Source organism: Paenibacillus sp. sgz302191 (genome assembly GCF_057749925.1).
Genome location: NZ_JBYLHY010000038.1, coordinates 21,129 through 38,099, shown reverse-complemented (window position 1 = coordinate 38,099; position 16,971 = coordinate 21,129). Strand labels below are relative to the sequence as shown.

Below are 16,971 nucleotides of genomic sequence, written 5' to 3'. Positions count from 1 at the left end.
GGGAGATGGACAAACGACTGATTCCGGATACATTAATGCTCGAGGAACGCGCCAGGCATGCGATCAATGCGATGGTAGGGATGGCGGATAAGGATCATAACTACATTCCTTTTTTCAACGCCGACCTGATGCATAAGCCCGCTTTCATGACGCACGGAGACTGGGACTACGGCTCATCGCACGGGAGAATGATCGACGGCCTCATACTTGCCAGACATATGTCCGGGGAAACGTTCGGCAAAGACGTGGAGGAGCGGTACAGGGCGAACTTGCTGTCGTTTTTCAAAGAGGACGGCATGAGCTACCGGCAAATCAATCCGACGCGCAATTGGGAGCCGAACGCCAACCTGATCGACCAGCGCGCGGTTATTTTGTCGCTGACGACGTGGTATATGGAGACGGGCGATCCGAAAGTCAAGGAGGCGGCCGACCGGCATGTCGCGGCGCTGAAGCGCATTGCGGTCAAGGAGCGAGATGTGTGGTACTATCCGGCGTCCGAGTACAAGGAGACCGGCTGGCCGTCGGCGAACGGCGTGCAGCTTCGGCTGGCGCCGGACCCGGCTGCTTTTTGCGGCCGGCTGGTGATGCCGCTGCTCAAGTATCACGAGCTAACGGGCAACCGGGACGCTTTCGATTTGTGCCAGTTTTTTACAGCGCTTATTATCGAGCGCAGCGGAGTATTCAACCAGGACGGCAGTTTCAATGATGCCCTGGCTTACCGCAGCGGCCATTTCCATACGCGGCTCGGCACGCTGGACGCGATAGCGCGGTTCGGCGTTTTTACGGGGGATGCGGCGATGATCAGCTGGGTGAAAAAGTGCTACGACTGGGCGCTGACCAAATGCACGGCTTTCGGCTGGACACCCGGGGATTTGCACGAGCAGGCTTACGAGCATGAAACGTGCTCGCTGGTAGATCTGATCGCGACGGGCATCACGCTGGCGCAGAGCGGCTACGTGGAATATTGGGGAACGGTGGAGCGGTTCCTGCGCAATCATTTGACCGAATCGCAGCTGCTCGATCTCGATTGGGTCGAGGAAACCGACGACAAATCGGGCGACATTCCGATGAATAAATCGTTTTACAAAGTGGCGCAGCGCACGCGCGGGTCGTTTGCCGGCTACTCGGCCCCTAACGATTTCATCTGCGATGTCAACGAAGGGCGCGGTCACACGAGCGATTTGCAAATTTGCTGCCTCGGCTCGGGCACGCGCGGACTGTTCATGGGCTGGAGCAACAGCATCACCGAGAAAAACGGCGCGGTCAGCATTAACTTCCTGCTGAACCGGGGCTCCAAATGGCTCGATGTAAGCAGCTATTTGCCGCATGAAGGCAAAGTCGTCATCGACGTCCATACGGATGTGCCGCGGCTGCAGATCCGCATACCGGAGTGGGCGGGCTTCACGAAAATCCGCTATACCCGCGAGCTGGACGGTCAAGTGACGGAGGGTAAGGGCAGCGAGGAAAGCCGCTGGGTGAACAAACATTTTCTGCTGCTGGGCAGCGCAGCCGCCGGAGAGAAAATTACGGTCACATTCCCGCTCAGCTTCCGCAAAACGCTGGAACATGCGGTCGGCCAGACGTTCGAAACGGAATGGCGCGGCGACGACGTCGTGAACATTACGCCGAAAGGCACGAAGAAGCCTCTGTACAGCGATCGTAAGGTTTACGACAAGGCACCGATGCGCGAAGGCGATTACCGGAGATTGGATAAGGAATTCGTTTGGTAAGATCCGGTACAAAAAAGGAGGAACCTATATGCCCAAAACGGTTGTAGCCGTTTATACAGGCCAAGGCTTGGCCGATCCCTTGAAGGCCGTGTTTAAAGAATTGCTTCCCGACTGCCGGCTGGTCAACATTATCGACGACAGCCTGATCGGCGACGTGGTGCAGGCCGGACATGTCCCGGCCGGCGTGGCCCGACGGCTGATCCAGTACTTTCACCACGGCGAGGAAATCGGCGCGGATGTGATTTTGAACACGTGCTCCTCCGTCGGCGAAGTGGCGGACGATGCGCGGCGCCTGATCGGCGTGCCGATCGTCAAAATCGACGACGCGATGACGGCGGCGGCCGCTGCGGCTTACAAGCGGATCGCCGTGCTTGGGACCCTGCCATCGACGCTGGAGCCGACGATGCGGCTCATTCGGAAGCAAGCGGCTGCGGCCGGCAAAGAGGTGGAGCTCGTAAACGGCCTGGCCGAAGGCGCCTTCGATGCGCTTGTAGGCGGCAACCCGGCCGAGCACGACCGCATCCTGCTGGAGACCGCCGAACGGATTGCTGCGGAAGCGGACGTGCTCGTGCTGGCCCAAGGCTCCATGGCGCGGATGGAACAAACGCTCAGGGAAGCGACGGGCAAGCCTGTACTGTCCTCTCCGCGGATGGGCGTAGAAGCGGTAAAAGCGCTGCTGGAGCAGAGCGAGAAGCTGCAGAACGGGTAGCTGCTTGAGTCGAAGGGGAGGAGGAGCCTGATGAATCAGGAACGGGTTATCGCAACTTATTTGGTGGAGACGCCGTATTCGCTGGAACATGCGGCGGCGGTTATCGTCGGGGAGCAGTCTACGGGCACTTTCACGGCCGTTCCGGGCGAAACGGACGAATTGAAGGCGAATCACGGCGCGGTTGTCGAACATATCGAGCCGCTCGACGAGGCAGACAGGCCTTCGCTGCCCGGAGCGAAGGTACCCGCCGGGCATGACGGCAAATTTCGGCGGGGGCGCGTCCAGGTATCGTTTCCGCTGCACAATTTCGGCCCTTCCATTCCGAATTTGCTGTCGGCGGTGGCGGGCAATTTGTACGAACTGCAGGAGCTGTCGGGCCTGAGGCTGGTGGACCTGGAGCTGCCCGAAAGCTTCAAAACGCGGTATTTCGGGCCGAAATTCGGCATCGAAGGAACGCGCAGGCTGACCGGTGTCTACGGCCGTCCGCTGCTTGGCACGATTGTGAAGCCGAGCATCGGGCTGTCTGTCGAACAGCTGGCGGAGCTGGTAGAAAAGCTGGCTAAAGCCGGCATGGATTTTATAAAAGACGACGAGCTGAATGCGAATCCCCCGTTCGCGCCTCTGGAGCAAAAGGTGAAGGCCGTCATGGAGGCCGTGGAGCGGGCGGCAGATGCGACGGGCAAAAAACTGATGTACGCCTTCAACATTACCGGCGATATGGAGGAGCTGAAGCGCAATCACGAGACGGTCGTTCAAGCCGGCGGAACTTGCGTCATGGTCAGCATTCTCAGCATCGGCTTGAGCGGGCTCGCGTACTTGAATCAATTCAGCGAAGTGCCGATTCACGGCCACCGCAACCAATGGGGGGCGCTGACGCGCAGTCCGCTGCTGGGTTTTGAATTTACCGCTTACCAAAAGCTGTGCCGTCTGGCCGGTGCGGATCATCTGCATGTGAACGGACTGAACAGCAAATTTTATGAAAGCAACGAATCGGTACTGCGCTCGATCGAGGCGTGCATGACGCCTCTGCTCGGCGGCTGTATGTCGATGCCTGTCGTCTCTTCGATGCAGTGGGCCGGCACCGCGCCGGCTACTTACGAAGCAACGGGCTCCGTCGATGTGATGCACTTGGCCGGAGGCGGCATGCTGGCCCATCCGGACGGGCCTGCGGCCGGCTTCGAAAGCATGAAGCTCGGTTGGGAAGCGGCTGTCCGGGGCATTCCGCTGGACGCTTATGCCGCACAGCATCCGGCGCTCAGACGGGCGATCGAGAAATTCGGGAAAGGTTGAGCCGGCCATGAGCGTTAAAAAATCGGGGGACGGCAGCGGCAAGCCGCGCCGTCTGCTCGGCTACTACGGAGACGATTTCACGGGCTCGACGGATGTGCTGGAAGCGCTGTTTCGGGCCGGGCTCAATACGGTGCTGTTCCTTGAGCCGCCTACGCAGGAGATGCTGGAAGGGCGGTTCCGCGATGCGGAATGCATCGGCGTCGCCGGCGTTGGGCGTTCGTTAAGCCCCGCGGAGATGGAGCGCGAGCTGGCTCCGTTGTTTGTAACGATGCGGGCGGCAGAGCCCGCCGTGTTTCATTACAAAGTTTGCTCGACTTTCGATTCATCGCCGGCTATCGGCAGCATCGGCAAAGCGATCGAAATCGGCCGCAAAGTATTCGGCGGCCGCTACGTTCCCGTCATCGCCGGCGTGCCTTATTTGGGCAGGTATACGGTTTTCGGCCATCATTTTGCCGCTGCCGGGGTCGGCACTGGAGCGGGAGCGGACACATACCGTCTGGATCGCCATCCGACGATGTCGCGCCACCCGGTGACGCCGATGGCAGAATCCGATCTGCGCCTGCATTTACAGGAACAAACCGCATTGCCCAGCGCTTTGTTCGATATTTTAGCGCTGGAAGGCCCGCAAGCGGCTGTGCGGGAACGTTTCGCCCGCAAGCTGGACGAAGAGCGGCCGGACATCGTGCTGTTCGACGTGCTGGATGAAGCGCGCCTGCATACGGCCGGCAGGCTGCTGTGGGAAGAAGCGCAAGCCGGCGGGACGCTGTTTGCGGTCGGCTCGTCCGGCGTCGAGTATGCGCTCGCCGCCTGCTGGCGGGAAGCCGGCCTGCTGCCTGCGGAAGCGCAGGCGGGCCGGTCGCCCGAAGCCGTCGAGCGGCTGCTCGTCGTCTCAGGCAGCTGCTCGCCTGTGACGCAGCGGCAGATCGGGCGCGCGCTTGCCGCCGGCTACGCGGGAATCCGCGTGCCGGCCGAGGAGCTGCTGCGCCCGGAGCTGGCCGCAGCAGCGCGAAGCCGGCTGCTGCAGGAAGCGCGGGCTGCGCTGGACAGCGGCCGCAGCGTGGTCGTCTACTCGGCCGCGGGCCCGCAGGACGAGGCGATTGCCCGCGCGCGCGAAGCGCTGGCCGCGCAGGGACTGCCGGCAGGCGCCAGCGGCGAGCTGCTCGGCAAGGCGCTCGGCGCTTTGACCCGCGAGCTTGTGCTGGCCTGCGGCCTATCCCGGGTGCTGATCGCCGGCGGCGATACATCCGGGTACATCACGCGCGAGCTGGGCATCTATGCCCTCGCGTGCAAGTCGCTGCTTGAGCCTGGCGGCCCTTTGTGCCGGGCGTATTCGCGGGCCCCGCAGTTCGACGGCCTTGAGCTGGTGCTCAAGGGCGGGCAGGTCGGCGGGGAACATTTTTTCGAAAAAGTCCGGCTAGGCAGCCGATACCCGCTTATGTAGTCTGCATCGAAAAAGCCTGCTGCACCTTGCTCTTGGCAGAGTCGGGTGCGGCAGGCTTCTTTGCGGCTGTTCACTCATCGGGCGCAACGAATTCTCCGTTCGTCAATGGACTTGTTTACGCAACTGTTCGATCTTTTCCACTGAAAACCCGGTCGCTGTCGCAATAGCCGGGTTGTCCAGTCCCATTTCAATCAGGTTTTTTGCAACGTCTTTTTTACCCTCTTCTTTTCCCTCTATTTTACCCTCTTCTTTTCCTTTGAGCTTGATTGCTTCCAGATTTTTTTGCAGCCCCATAGTGGTCCCTCCCTTCTCTTTGATTTCCTGGATCAACTTCTCGACGTCTTGGCTATCCGGCGGCAGCTGTACGCTGATTATGTTTGCGAGCCAGCTGATGAACTGTCCCTGCAAATCTTCCGGCATACGCCGGATCGTGCCCATCAGCTTGCGCAGTCTTTCCAGCAGCAGTTCTTGGTCCGCAGTTTGATCTAGTAAAAATACAGAGCCGATCGTGTTCGACAACGCGAGCAACTCTTCCTCAGTGTAGCGCTCCACGTCCAGCAGGATATACTCGAAATCGAGCAGCTCCGGCCCGAACGCTTCCTCACCGGCGAGCAGTTCGCGGAATCGACGCTTGGCCGTCCACGGACGACTGCCGTTATATAGCACGATAGGTACGATGGCTGGCAGTGCAAAAGCTTTTCTTTCGCCCGCATCGTCCTGGTTTCGAAGCACATAGCGCCAAATTTCCACCTGATACAGCAAAAGGCGGTAAGGCATCTCTACATCGACCGTAGATTGATACTCCATCAGCAAGTAAAAAATAACATCCCGCCCGTTCAGACGCACCTTGTACACCAGATCGGCTTCTTTGCGTTTGAAATCAGGCAGCACAAACGTTTGGTTAATAGTCTCGACATCCGTTTCGTCGACTTGCTCGACCCAACCTCTGCGGACAAACGAGCGGAGCAATTCGATAAACAGCTTCTTGCTGGACAACAAAAAGCGGTAAGAACTGTCATGCGGTTGGTGAATATCCGGTCCTGTCCGGCTTGAATCCATCGTTCTCCTCCTATTCGGCGGGTTATGGTTAATTTCCTGGATCACAGCCTTCAATGCTTCAAAAGATTGGCTTCCGGCCATCTTAATCCGCTTTCTTCTATTATACCGTAGTTTCTTCTGCAAATGGAACAACGAGCAGAAGAATGATGTGTTTGTCGGTTAGGCGCCGGCTGTATTGAATATCGACTTCCCGAAAAATTTAATGTAATTTATACATTCGGAAAAATGAATAATTTAAGGCGGTCTGAACGAATAATTCGCGAGTTTTTTGATAAAAAGACGAACGATTTACTTGATTAATTCTGAAAACCTATGTATTATAAAAAGAAATGCAAGAAAAGTCGATTATTGTTCTGAAGGTGATTGCATGTCCCTCCCGGATTCTAACGAATATAAGAAGAAGCTGTGTCACCTGTATAACGACATTTCCAAAGAGCTGTTCGGCTTTGGTACGATCTTGCTGAAGGTATCGCTGGACGGCAACATCATCACGTTTCATGCCAAGCACCGCCGGTCACCGCGCTCAACGGCATTGGAAGGCGAGGCTCCTTCGCTCAAGCATGAGGTCGATTTTTACATGTCTTCGATTTATAAGAAGAAGATCCGTGAGAAGCTGGAGCAGGAATTAAGCTTACCCATCGAAGCGGTATTAAGGGATTATGATCCGCCGACTCAATGGGCCATTACGAATATTATTTTGAAACAAACGGAATTCTGAAATACGACGGTGTTTCTCTTTTGATCTATCTTAAGAGGAAACCGCATGTACGGCAACAGATGTCTCTTTGCATTGTTTACAATGAAAAGTGCTCTTGTTAGAAGTTTTCTTCTTCTATACAAGCGTGCTTTTTCTTTTTTATATGTAAACCGATATAATCCACATTGGGAGGACGATGAACATGAAACAAACTATGATCCGCGGGTTGCTTACCCTTTCTGTAGCAGGACTGGCCTTGACAGGATGCGGAACTTCGCCTGCGAAAGAACAGGGTAACGCCAGTCCCGCCGCTTCGGCGACAGCCGCCGCCTCCAAAGGGGAACCGGAACAATTGGTGATTTCCACCTGGGGGTTTTCCGACGATTTCTTCAAGAAAGAAGTATATGCGCCGTTTGAGAAAGAGCATAATGTTAAAATCGTGCTGGAAGTGGGCAACAACGCAGACCGTTTGAACAAAGTGAAGCAGGGCAGCTCGAGCGTCGACCTTATTTATTTGTCGGATTACTACGCGCAGCAGGGTATTGAAGCGGGATTGTTCGACAAAATCGACCGCAGCCGCATCCCGAATTTGAAAGACATTTACGACATCGCGAAAGCGCCGCTCGGTGAAGATTACGGTCCGGCATACACGATCGGCCGCCTGGGCATCGCCTATAATCCGAAAGCTGCGGGCAAGGAAATCAAGTCGTGGAGCGACCTGTGGAGCCCTGAGCTCTCCAAAAAGCTGACTATGCCGAACATTACGTCGACGACGGGCCCGATGGTGCTGGATGCGGCCTCGATCGTTGCCGGCAGCACTACGTTCAATGAAGACCAGGCGTTTGCCAAGGCGAAGGAACTGAACAAAGGGGTCGTCAAATATTACGGGCAAACTTCCGAGTTCGTCAACATGTTCGCGCAAGGAGAAATCGCCGCCGGCCCGATTATGGAAATGTATGTAAAAGATTTGAAAGCGGCCGTGCCGGAAACGAAATTCATTTCCCCGGAAGAAGGGGCCTACGCCGTTATGAATACGGTCAACGTTATCAAAGGAAGCAAGCATAAGCAGCTGGCGGAAGATTTTATCAACTGGCATTTGAGTAAGGAAGTTCAGGAGAAGTCGGCCAAAGCAAAAGTGGATTCGCCCGTTAACACGACGCTTCAGCTTTCGGCTAACGAGGCCGAAGGGATTACGTACGGTGCCGACGTTGTGAACAAGCTGCGCAAGCTGGATATGAAATTCGTCAACGAGCATTTGAAATCGTGGATTGACCGCTGGAATAAGGAAGTTGCCAAGTAAGTGAAAATGAGTCAAGGGTATATGAACGTATATACCCTTGCTTTTTCTTGTACAGGACGGAAAGGAGCGTACTTATGAAAAAGAAAGTGATCCTCGATGTGGATACGGGAGTGGACGATGCGCTCGCTATTTTGCTGGCGATTCGCAGCGGGGAGCTCGATGTGCTCGGCATCACGACGGTGAACGGCAACGTCTCGCTGGACCAGGCTACCGAGAATACGTGCAAAATCCTTCAGCTGGCCGGAATGGAACGGGAAATTCCGGTCGTTCGGGGGGCTAACAAGCCTTTGATGCGGGGTTCTTTTTTCGAGCACCGGGTTCACGGCAAGGACGGAATCGGCGGCGCGTTAGCCGATATGGAGGTTCGCATGCAGCCGGCGGCAGGGCATGCAACCGACTTTATCGCTGAACAAGTGAAACGGTACGACGGTGAAGTCACTTTGGTCATGACGGCGCCGCTGACGAATTTGGCCATGACGGTCATGAAGTATCCTGAGCTTGTGCACCAGGTGAAGGAAGTGATCGTAATGGGAGGCGTCGTCCAAGGGTTCGGCAATGTAACCCCTACGGCGGAATACAACATGTACGTCGATCCCGAAGCGGCCAAGCTCGTTTTCCAGGCCGGTTTTCCGGATTTGACGCTCGTAGGACTGGATGTGACGCGCAAGGCGCTCATGACCGAAGAACATATCCGGGAGCTCGGGGATTCCCCGCTGGCCGAATATGTCAAGACGAGCACGGCGGACTATATGCAGCGCTACTATGAGCGCAACGGCGTTCGGGCATGCGCGCTCCACGATCCGCTGGCCGTCGGAGTCGCGCTGAACAAGCAATTGGTCACAACGCGCCATTACTACGTAGATGTGGAAACCAAAAGCGAGCTGTGCGACGGGCAGACCGTGTGCGATTTCCAAAACCGCTTGTCCAAAGCGGCTAACGTTCATGTGAGCCTGGACGTATCGGCGGACGAATTTCTCAAGCTATTTGTCCACGCGCTGCGTGCCTAAGCGAACCGGGGAACAGGAGTAAGTGACATGAAAAAAACGTACTTGCCTTTCATGCTGCTGCCGGGACTGGCGTTCCTGGCGGTATTTATGGTAGTTCCGATCGTCCTGACGATCGGTTCGACCTTTTTCGATAACGGTACTTTTACGCTCGCCGGGTACTTGAACTTTTTCAAAGACCCTTATTTTCTGCAAATTGTGTGGACCACGCTGCGCGTCAGCCTCGTAACTACACTTCTATGCGTGCTGCTGGGCTTTCCGGTCGCTTACTTCATTTCCAAGCAAAGTCCGCGGCATAAAGCGATTTTGCTTGCGCTGGCGATTTTTCCGCTGCTGACAAGCTCGGTGGTCAGGTCGTTCAGCTGGATGATTATTTTGGGCAAAAAAGGGCTGCTCAACAACACCTTGCTGGCCATCGGCCTCATTAAAGAGCCGCTTGACATCCTGTATACGCCGACGGCGATGATGATCGGCCTCATCCATCTGTTTTTGCCGCTCATCATTATTACACTGGTCGGCGTTCTTGAGAATATAGATGCGGATCTGCTCAAAGCGGCAGAGAGCCTTGGAGCGGGCCGGCTTACGGCTTTCGTCAAAGTGATCGTGCCGCTCAGCGTACCCGGATTGATCATAGGCAGCATTCTAGTTTTTGTCGGAAGCTTGACGGCTTACACGACGCCGGCTTTGCTCGGAGGCAAGCAGCGGGTCATCTCCACATTTTTGTATCAAAATGCGATTACGCTTAACGACTGGCACCTCGCCTCCGTCATTGCCGTCATTATGATTGCGATCACCTTCGCGGTTATCGCGCTGATGAACAAGCTGGCCACTAAATTGAATCCGAAGGGGTAGAAATATGCGGGAGAAAAATCGGGGGCTGGCCTTGTTTACGCTTCTTGTGTATATATTTTTGCTCGGGCCGCTCGTCATTATCGCCTTTGCTTCATTTGAGCCGGGCAGCGTGTTGAAATTTCCGCCGCAAGGCTTCTCTTTAAAATGGTACCGGAACATCCTGGAGGTCAAAATGTTCATGACGACCTTCAACACCTCGATTATCGTCTCGCTGCTCGGGAATTTGCTCGCGCTACTGCTCGGCATTCCTGCTGCATATGCGCTGAGCCGGTTCCAGTTCAAAGGAAAAGAGGCGCTGAACGCGATTTTCATTTCGCCGGTGCTTATTCCCGGTATCGTACTTGGTTTTGCGATGCTCAAATACATTATCGTCATGTACCACCTGCCGATCTATGCGGCGCTGCTCGTCGGCCATACGGTGATCATGCTGCCGTTTATTATCCGCGTCGTTGCGTCGAGCTTGGCGAATTTCGATTTTGCGGTGGAGGAAGCGGCATTAAGCCTCGGCGCCGGCCAGTTGAAAACATTTTTCAAAGTCGTTTTGCCGAATATCAAATCCGGTATTATCGCCGCCATTCTGATCGCATTTCTGGAATCGTTCAACAATGTCGACATTTCGGTTTTCATGACGGGGCCGGGCGTCAGTACGCTGCCGATTCAGATGCTGACGTATGTGGAGAACCATTTTGACCCTACGATTGCCGCGATTTCCGTGCTGCTGATGATGTTCACCGCGGTACTTATGTTCATTATTGAACGGTTGATGGGATTGTCCTACTTCACCAAACGATAACGGAGGCTTTTGTCCATGGCATTGCTATCACTGGAAAATATATCGGTCGCCTACGGCCAGCAATTTATTCTGCAAAACTTCAACCTGAGCGTTGAAAAAGGCAGCCTTATTTCGCTGCTCGGTCCGAGCGGATGCGGGAAAACGACGACTTTGCGGCTTATTGCAGGGTTCATCGAGGCGAAGGCGGGCACTTTCTCGCTGGGCGGCAAAGATTACACGCGCGTCCCTGTAAACAAACGAAACTTCGGTTTCGTGTTTCAGAGCTATGCCTTGTTCCCGCATTTGTCCGTTTACGACAATGTCGCCTTCGGTCTCCGGCTGCGCAAAGTGAACCGAGCCGAGATCGAGCGGCGGGTACGGAACATACTGGACATCGTCAGCTTGTCCGGCTTCGAGCAGCGGTTTCCGAAAGAACTGTCAGGGGGCCAAAGACAGCGGGTAGCGATTGCCAGAGCGCTCGTCATCGAGCCCGAACTGCTGCTGTTCGACGAACCGCTGAGCAATCTGGACGCTAACCTGCGCGTCAACATGCGGGTGGAGATCCGCCGCATCCAGCAGGAGCTTGGCATTACGACCGTCTACGTATCGCACGATCAGGAAGAGTGCTTCTCGATCTCCGATCAGGTGGCGATTATGAATAAAGGAGTGATCGAGCAGCTGGGCGCTCCGGCCACGATTTTCAAATATCCGAAAACCGAATTTGTCGCCCGTTTTACCGGTTTTACGAATTTTATCGCTTTCGATGAAAGAACCGAAGCCGGAGATGCGATTGAGCTGAAAGCGAAGGGGATCGCGTTTTCCGTAACGAGGCACCTCGGCAAAGGGGAGCAGGCCGGCAAGCAGGGAGCCATTCGTCCGGACGATGTCATCATCGCAAGCACGAGCGAAATGGAGGAAGGGGCGAACCGGGTGACCGGCCGGGTCAAAGTAAGCACGTTTCTCGGCAGAAGCTATCAGTACGTCGTCGAGACGGCGCTGGGCGATTTTACCGTCAATAAAGAAATGGAGCTCCCTTATCCGGGAGGTCAGGAAGTGCGGCTTCTTTTTCCGGGCGAGAAGCTGGTTTTAGTTGAGTAGCGTACGTGGAGGGGAAGGCAGATGCGTGTAGATACATGGATTGAAAATGTACGAATTTATAACGGTTATTTGAAAACGTTCATTCGGGGCAACGCGGCTATTTTGGACGGAAAGTTTCTATATATCGGGGAGCGGGGAGGCGACAGCTTCGAAGCGGCGGAGCGCCTGGACGGGGGAGGACGTTTCCTGATTCCCGGCCTCATCGATATCCATTTGCATATTGAAAGCACGATGGTTACACCGGAGACGTTCTCTTACGGCCTGATCCGCAACGGCGTCACGACGATCGTTCCTGAGCCTCACGAGATGGCCAATGTGTTCGGGCTGAGCGGGGTAAAGGAAATGATCAAGGCTAGCGCGCACTGCGTGGCGGACATGTTCTATGCCATACCAAGCTCTGTGCCCGCGACTTCTCTGGAAACGACCGGGGGCACGATAGAGATCGAAGATATCGACGAACTGCTGCGCACGGAACGAATCATTTGTTTGGGCGAGATTATGAACTACGTGGATGTGATTTCGGATCCCGACTGCAAGACGAATCGCATTTTAAACCATGTTCGCAGCCGCTACCCGCATCTCATTATTGAAGGCCATGTGCCGAAGCTGCTGGATCTGGACTTGCACCGGATGATTTACAGCGGGGTCGATTCTGATCATACGCACCAGACGATTGAGGGCATGGAAGCGCGGATCGCCGCCGGGATGTTTATCGAAATTCAGGAGAAATCGATGACGCCGGAAGTGATGGCGTATTTGACCGGCCGCGACGTGTCCGAGCATTTTTGCTTCGTGACCGATGACGTGATGGCCGATTCCTTTGCGAGCCGCGGGCATCTGAATCACATCGTCCGCAAAGCGATCGGGATGGGAATGAAGCCGGAGCATGCGATTTATGCCGCTACGTTTTCTCCGGCCAAACGCATGAGAATGCATGACCGCGGCGTCATCGGCCCCGGGAAAATCGCCGATTTTCAGCTGCTGACCGATCTGGAGCAGCTGACGATCGACCAGGTTTTCAAGGCCGGGCGTAAAGTTTACGACCGGCGCGAGGCGTACGTTCCTGCCGCAAGTACAGGAGCTTTTCCGGCGCATTACTACCAAAGCGTACAAATGGCGCAGCTGACGGAAGCGGATTTCGCGGTAAGCGTGGGCGCTGACGATAATCGGTATGTGGCCCGCGCGATGACGGTCAAGGACGGATCGACGTTCACCGAGGAGCGTCAGATTGAGGTCGAAGTCCGCGAAGGAAAGCTTCGCTGGGAGGAGAGCGGCTGCGCGCTTATCGCGACGTTCGAGCGCTACGGCAAAAACGGCAACCGCGCGTATGGCCTCATCGGCGGCGATACGATCCGGCGCGGAGCCGTGGCGACGACGTACTCTCACGACAATCATAACCTGCTCGTTGTCGGGCATAATCCGCTCGACATGATGATAGCGGCCAACGAGGTGATCCGCAATCAAGGAGGCTTTAGCGTTGTCGAGGACGGAAAAGTGATCGCCGGACTTCGCCTGCCTGTCGGCGGCATTTTAACGGAAGACCCGCTGGAGCAGGTCGCCGAGGAAGTGGAGCGGCTGCGCAAAGCGATGGAATCGCTGGGCTACCGGCATTATAATCCGATTATGTCCATCAGCACACTATCCTTACCTGTAAGCCCGGCGCTGAAAATAACGGACTTCGGCTTAATTGACGTCAATAAAGGGAGCGTCGTTCCTTTATTAATCCGCAGTTAAGTGGCGTGGGGACACGGCCGGGCGGTTGGGGCTGCTCACCGCTCCCGGCTTCTGAGCGGCGAGCCCGTGTGCGGCGTCGGCGCAGCGAGAAATGTCGCGCCGTCGCAATCGTCTCCGGCAGCGCCGCCAAAGACGCGCAGCAGCCGTTCGTGATGCGGCGGTTGGGGCACGCCGAAAAGGCTGCGAAAGCCCTCGAAAGCCTGCGGCCAAGTAGAATTGCCTGCTCCAGTGTGGCGAGTTTTTCGCCAAGAGCAGGCATATTCCCGGCAGGCGGTCAGTTCAGAGGAAAAGCCTGCGAAAGTGCAGGCTTTTTCGGTGAAAGCGGCCCGTTCTGGGAAAAAGCCTGCAAAAGTGCAGGCTTTTACCGGTTTTGACGGGCAGAGGGCTTGTATGAGCAGAAATTGCTGCAGATTTGCAGGAATTTCTCGAAGTTGGTGCATCTAGGCGGTAAAAAGATGCACAATTGCAGGTTTTTTCCGCGCGCAATGCCAATTAGAATTGCCTGCTCTCACGTGGCGAGTTTTCGCCTATGAGCAGGCATATTCCCGGCAGGCGGTCAGCCCGGAGGAAAAGCCTGCGAAAGTGCAGGCTTTTTCGGTGAAAGTGGCCCGTTCTGGGAAAAAGCCTGCAAAAGTGCAGGCTTTTACAGGTTTTGACGGGCTGAGCGCTTGTATGAGCAGAAATTGCTGCAGATTTGCAGGAATTTCTCGAAGTTGGTGCATCTAGGCGGTAAAAAGATGCACTATTGCAGGTTTTCCCCAGCTTTAATGGGCTAGCCCTTGTAGCTGTCAGCACTACGCTTTTTCCGACGCCCGGGTCTCCCTCCCTGCGAGGGCGACCTTTTTTCCGTTATTGCAGCTGCACCCATTTAACGGATTTATTTTCCGGGGAAACGAACACGATCGCATCGTTGCCCGCAAAAAGTTCGGAAACCTGGTCGGTCACGGCCAAACTGAGTTCGCCTGATTTGTCAAACACTTTTAGCCCGTAATCTCCGCCTGCCGCCACCTTGCATATCAATTTGCCGTTCACGATTTGGACGCTATCCAAAGCTTCCTTCAACATAAGCGTATCGTCTTTGGCCGGGTCCGCCTTGTAAAGATGGCTTTGGCCGTTTTCATCTGCGGAGGTGTAGTACAGTTGGCCCTCGATTTCGTCAAACCAATTCTGATACTTCTTGTCGGACAGCTTTTGCTCGTTCGATCCGTCCATGTTAGATGAATATAAGTAACGATCCGCGTCTTTTATATAGTAAAGTTTGCCGTTGATGATTTTGAAGTTGTAAACCCCAAATGGGGTAACCGCCACCGTATCGTTGGTATTCAAATTGATTTTGTAAATTCGATTCAAGCTCTGGTTGTCGACGGGAAACGGCGAACCCATCACATACGCGTCGCTGCCGATGATTGTCGTGGAACGGTTGCCCCCAAAGCCTAGGCCGCCGCCATCGCCATACACGATATGCTGTCCGTAAATGAGATTCGGATTGCCCACATTTTTACGGTTGCTGCCATCTTGCCCTGTCGGCACCAGACTCAGATTGTTGCCTGACGGCGGCACAGACTGGTCAATGATTAAAGTGCCGTTCGGCGTATTTTTAAAATCAAGGTATCCTCGCTGCACGATGTCGGCTTTTCCGTCGGCTTTTCCATCGGTGTTCACTTTGCAGTACACATCGTAGCCCATAGTAGCTCCTCCGATATGGTAAGCAAACCACAGCTCACCGTCGGACACCCAATAACTTATATGCGGGTGAAGGCCGTAAACGGAACTGCTATCATATTCATACACCGGTTCTTTGGCCGACACGTTATTTACGGGCGCTCTGTAAATCCGGTTCATGTTGTCCGTCGCCTCGGAAAAATAATAGTACCCTTTAAACACGGCGACACCGTTTTCACCGACGCCGGCCGGTAGATTCGCCGTTGTAACCCGCGGGTTGCCGGAATTGACGGAAAGTCCTTCCGAGTCGCTCCATGCATAGTCCCAACCGAACTCATCATGGGCGAATTTCCATGTCAGCGGGAAATAGGTGACATCGTTAAAGCTCAAGAGCGGGTAAGGCTCTTCGGCATTTTCGATTTTCTTTCCGCCAATGGAAATTTCGGATGCAGAAATGGTTGCTTTGTACGAATTCGAATTTTTATTACTTGTTGTGTACGGCATATACGACGAAGTGACGCCGCTTTTAAAAATGTTCAATCCTCCTTCCGGCGACCACTCCGTCTGCAGCCCCAAAAGCCTGCAATCGAACCATGTCATCGGGACGTAGGTGATATCTTTATAAACGAGCAGCGGATACTGTCTGTATCGATTGTCAACTTCATTTCCGTTTAGCTTCACCGTAAAGTCCGGAAGCGTAACCCTGACGCTTTGCCCGGCAGCCGAGCTTTTCGCGGGAGCCGCCATCAAGCCCCAACAAGCGGTAATGAACACCGCCCCTAACAAAACTTTACGCTTCATTCCAATTCCCCTCCCTTTCCTCACAAGCAATTCTTTTCCATAACCTTAGACGCGCAGTTTTGAAAAAGGTTACGAAGCCGGCGCTATCATGCGCGAAGCGGTACGGCAAAGTGCTTGGGTCACCGCCACCGCCCGCCATTTCAATTGAATTTTTCTATTTTTAAATTGAAATTTTCTATTGAAAAGCGCATTGACGATGGCAAAAAGCAGTGATAAGTTTATAACAAATCTAAAACCGATATAAAACATAGGAATTATCGACTTTGGTATTGCAGCTCGATTTCTATTCGAAAACGAAAGGGGAAAATGATCATGACAACGATAAAAGCATCTGCCGAAGACGTGCGCAGCGAAGACTCCGCGCAATTGATCCGGGAGCTTAGCGCTGAACTTGCGGCGCTGTATCAGCATTCCGACGGAGGCGCGGGCTTCAAGCCGGAGGACGTCGAAGCGCCCCGCGCAGCGTTCGTCGTCGCCCGCCTTGACGGCCATCCGGTCGGCTGCGGAGCGCTTCGCCCGCTGGACGAGACGACCGTCGAAGTCAAAAGAATGTACACGCGCGCCGATTACCGCCGCAAGGGCGTAGCGCAGGCGATTCTCGCCGAGATCGAGCGCCTTGCGGCCGCATTCGGCTACAGCAGCATCAAGCTGCAGACCGGCCCTTTGCAGCCGGAAGCGGCTGCGCTTTACGAACGGGTCGGCTACTACCGGGTCCCGATCTTTAGCGGGGACTGGGACCGCGTGCTGGCCTACCAAAAAGATATTGCGCCCGTACCCGAACGAACGAAATAAAGTTCCGGCCCACAACCAATAAACAGGTCC

15 protein-coding genes are annotated in these 16,971 nt (G+C 54.9%); 12 read left to right on the top strand and 3 right to left on the bottom strand.

Annotated features, from left to right (window positions below):
* Positions 1–5: 5 nt before the first annotated feature.
* The 4 genes from AC3G2T_RS33895 to AC3G2T_RS33880 are packed head-to-tail and all read left to right on the top strand — an operon-like array spanning position 6 to position 5,170.
* Positions 6–1,730, top strand: coding sequence for a glycoside hydrolase family protein (locus AC3G2T_RS33895; protein ID WP_488438215.1), 1,725 nt, complete (start codon positions 6–8; stop codon positions 1,728–1,730).
* 28 nt (positions 1,731–1,758) lie between these two features.
* Complete coding sequence (locus tag AC3G2T_RS33890) at positions 1,759–2,439, top strand: aspartate/glutamate racemase family protein (RefSeq protein ID WP_488438214.1); 681 nt, start codon at positions 1,759–1,761, stop codon at positions 2,437–2,439.
* Positions 2,440–2,469: 30 nt separating this feature from the next.
* On the top strand, positions 2,470–3,729 hold the full coding sequence (locus tag AC3G2T_RS33885; protein WP_488438213.1) for a ribulose-bisphosphate carboxylase large subunit family protein: 1,260 nt from the start codon (positions 2,470–2,472) through the stop codon (positions 3,727–3,729).
* A 7-nt stretch (positions 3,730–3,736) separates the two neighbouring features.
* On the top strand, positions 3,737–5,170 hold the full coding sequence (locus tag AC3G2T_RS33880; protein ID WP_488438212.1) for a four-carbon acid sugar kinase family protein: 1,434 nt from the start codon (positions 3,737–3,739) through the stop codon (positions 5,168–5,170).
* A gap of 102 nt (positions 5,171–5,272) precedes the next feature.
* On the opposite strand, the gene AC3G2T_RS33875 is transcribed toward AC3G2T_RS33880, so the two are convergent.
* Positions 5,273–6,229: an Rpn family recombination-promoting nuclease/putative transposase gene (locus AC3G2T_RS33875; RefSeq protein ID WP_474685817.1), complete on the bottom strand. Its 957-nt coding sequence runs from the start codon at positions 6,227–6,229 to the stop codon at positions 5,273–5,275.
* 367 nt (positions 6,230–6,596) lie between these two features.
* On the opposite strand from AC3G2T_RS33875, the gene AC3G2T_RS33870 reads away from it, so the two are divergent.
* The 7 genes from AC3G2T_RS33870 (at position 6,597) to AC3G2T_RS33840 (ending at position 13,686) form a co-directional block, all read left to right on the top strand.
* On the top strand, positions 6,597–6,947 hold the full coding sequence (locus tag AC3G2T_RS33870; protein WP_488438211.1) for a DUF2294 domain-containing protein: 351 nt from the start codon (positions 6,597–6,599) through the stop codon (positions 6,945–6,947).
* A 181-nt stretch (positions 6,948–7,128) separates the two neighbouring features.
* Positions 7,129–8,226 (top strand): ABC transporter substrate-binding protein, encoded by a 1,098-nt coding sequence (locus AC3G2T_RS33865; RefSeq protein WP_474685820.1) that lies wholly within the window; start codon positions 7,129–7,131, stop codon positions 8,224–8,226.
* Positions 8,227–8,300: 74 nt separating this feature from the next.
* Entirely contained in the window at positions 8,301–9,233 is a 933-nt protein-coding gene (locus AC3G2T_RS33860; protein WP_488438210.1) for a nucleoside hydrolase, read from the top strand.
* Positions 9,234–9,260: 27 nt separating this feature from the next.
* Positions 9,261–10,082, top strand: coding sequence for an ABC transporter permease (locus tag AC3G2T_RS33855; protein WP_488438209.1), 822 nt, complete (start codon positions 9,261–9,263; stop codon positions 10,080–10,082).
* A 4-nt stretch (positions 10,083–10,086) separates the two neighbouring features.
* Positions 10,087–10,875, top strand: coding sequence for an ABC transporter permease (locus tag AC3G2T_RS33850; RefSeq protein WP_474685827.1), 789 nt, complete (start codon positions 10,087–10,089; stop codon positions 10,873–10,875).
* A gap of 15 nt (positions 10,876–10,890) precedes the next feature.
* The gene (locus AC3G2T_RS33845; RefSeq protein WP_488438208.1) at positions 10,891–11,952 is read left to right on the top strand and encodes an ABC transporter ATP-binding protein; all 1,062 of its coding nucleotides are present in this window, start codon (positions 10,891–10,893) and stop codon (positions 11,950–11,952) included.
* Positions 11,953–11,973: 21 nt separating this feature from the next.
* Positions 11,974–13,686: an adenine deaminase C-terminal domain-containing protein gene (locus tag AC3G2T_RS33840; protein ID WP_488438207.1), complete on the top strand. Its 1,713-nt coding sequence runs from the start codon at positions 11,974–11,976 to the stop codon at positions 13,684–13,686.
* 35 nt (positions 13,687–13,721) lie between these two features.
* Here the strand turns inward: AC3G2T_RS33840 and AC3G2T_RS33835 are convergent, their stop codons facing one another.
* Both AC3G2T_RS33835 and AC3G2T_RS33830 read right to left on the bottom strand, forming a co-directional pair.
* Complete coding sequence (locus tag AC3G2T_RS33835) at positions 13,722–13,856, bottom strand: hypothetical protein (RefSeq protein ID WP_488438206.1); 135 nt, start codon at positions 13,854–13,856, stop codon at positions 13,722–13,724.
* A gap of 679 nt (positions 13,857–14,535) precedes the next feature.
* Positions 14,536–16,149, bottom strand: a complete 1,614-nt coding sequence (locus AC3G2T_RS33830; protein ID WP_488438205.1) for a DUF5050 domain-containing protein — start codon at positions 16,147–16,149, stop codon at positions 14,536–14,538.
* 312 nt (positions 16,150–16,461) lie between these two features.
* On the opposite strand from AC3G2T_RS33830, the gene AC3G2T_RS33825 reads away from it, so the two are divergent.
* Positions 16,462–16,941 (top strand): GNAT family N-acetyltransferase, encoded by a 480-nt coding sequence (locus AC3G2T_RS33825; protein ID WP_474685835.1) that lies wholly within the window; start codon positions 16,462–16,464, stop codon positions 16,939–16,941.
* The last annotated feature ends 30 nt before the right edge of the window (positions 16,942–16,971 follow it).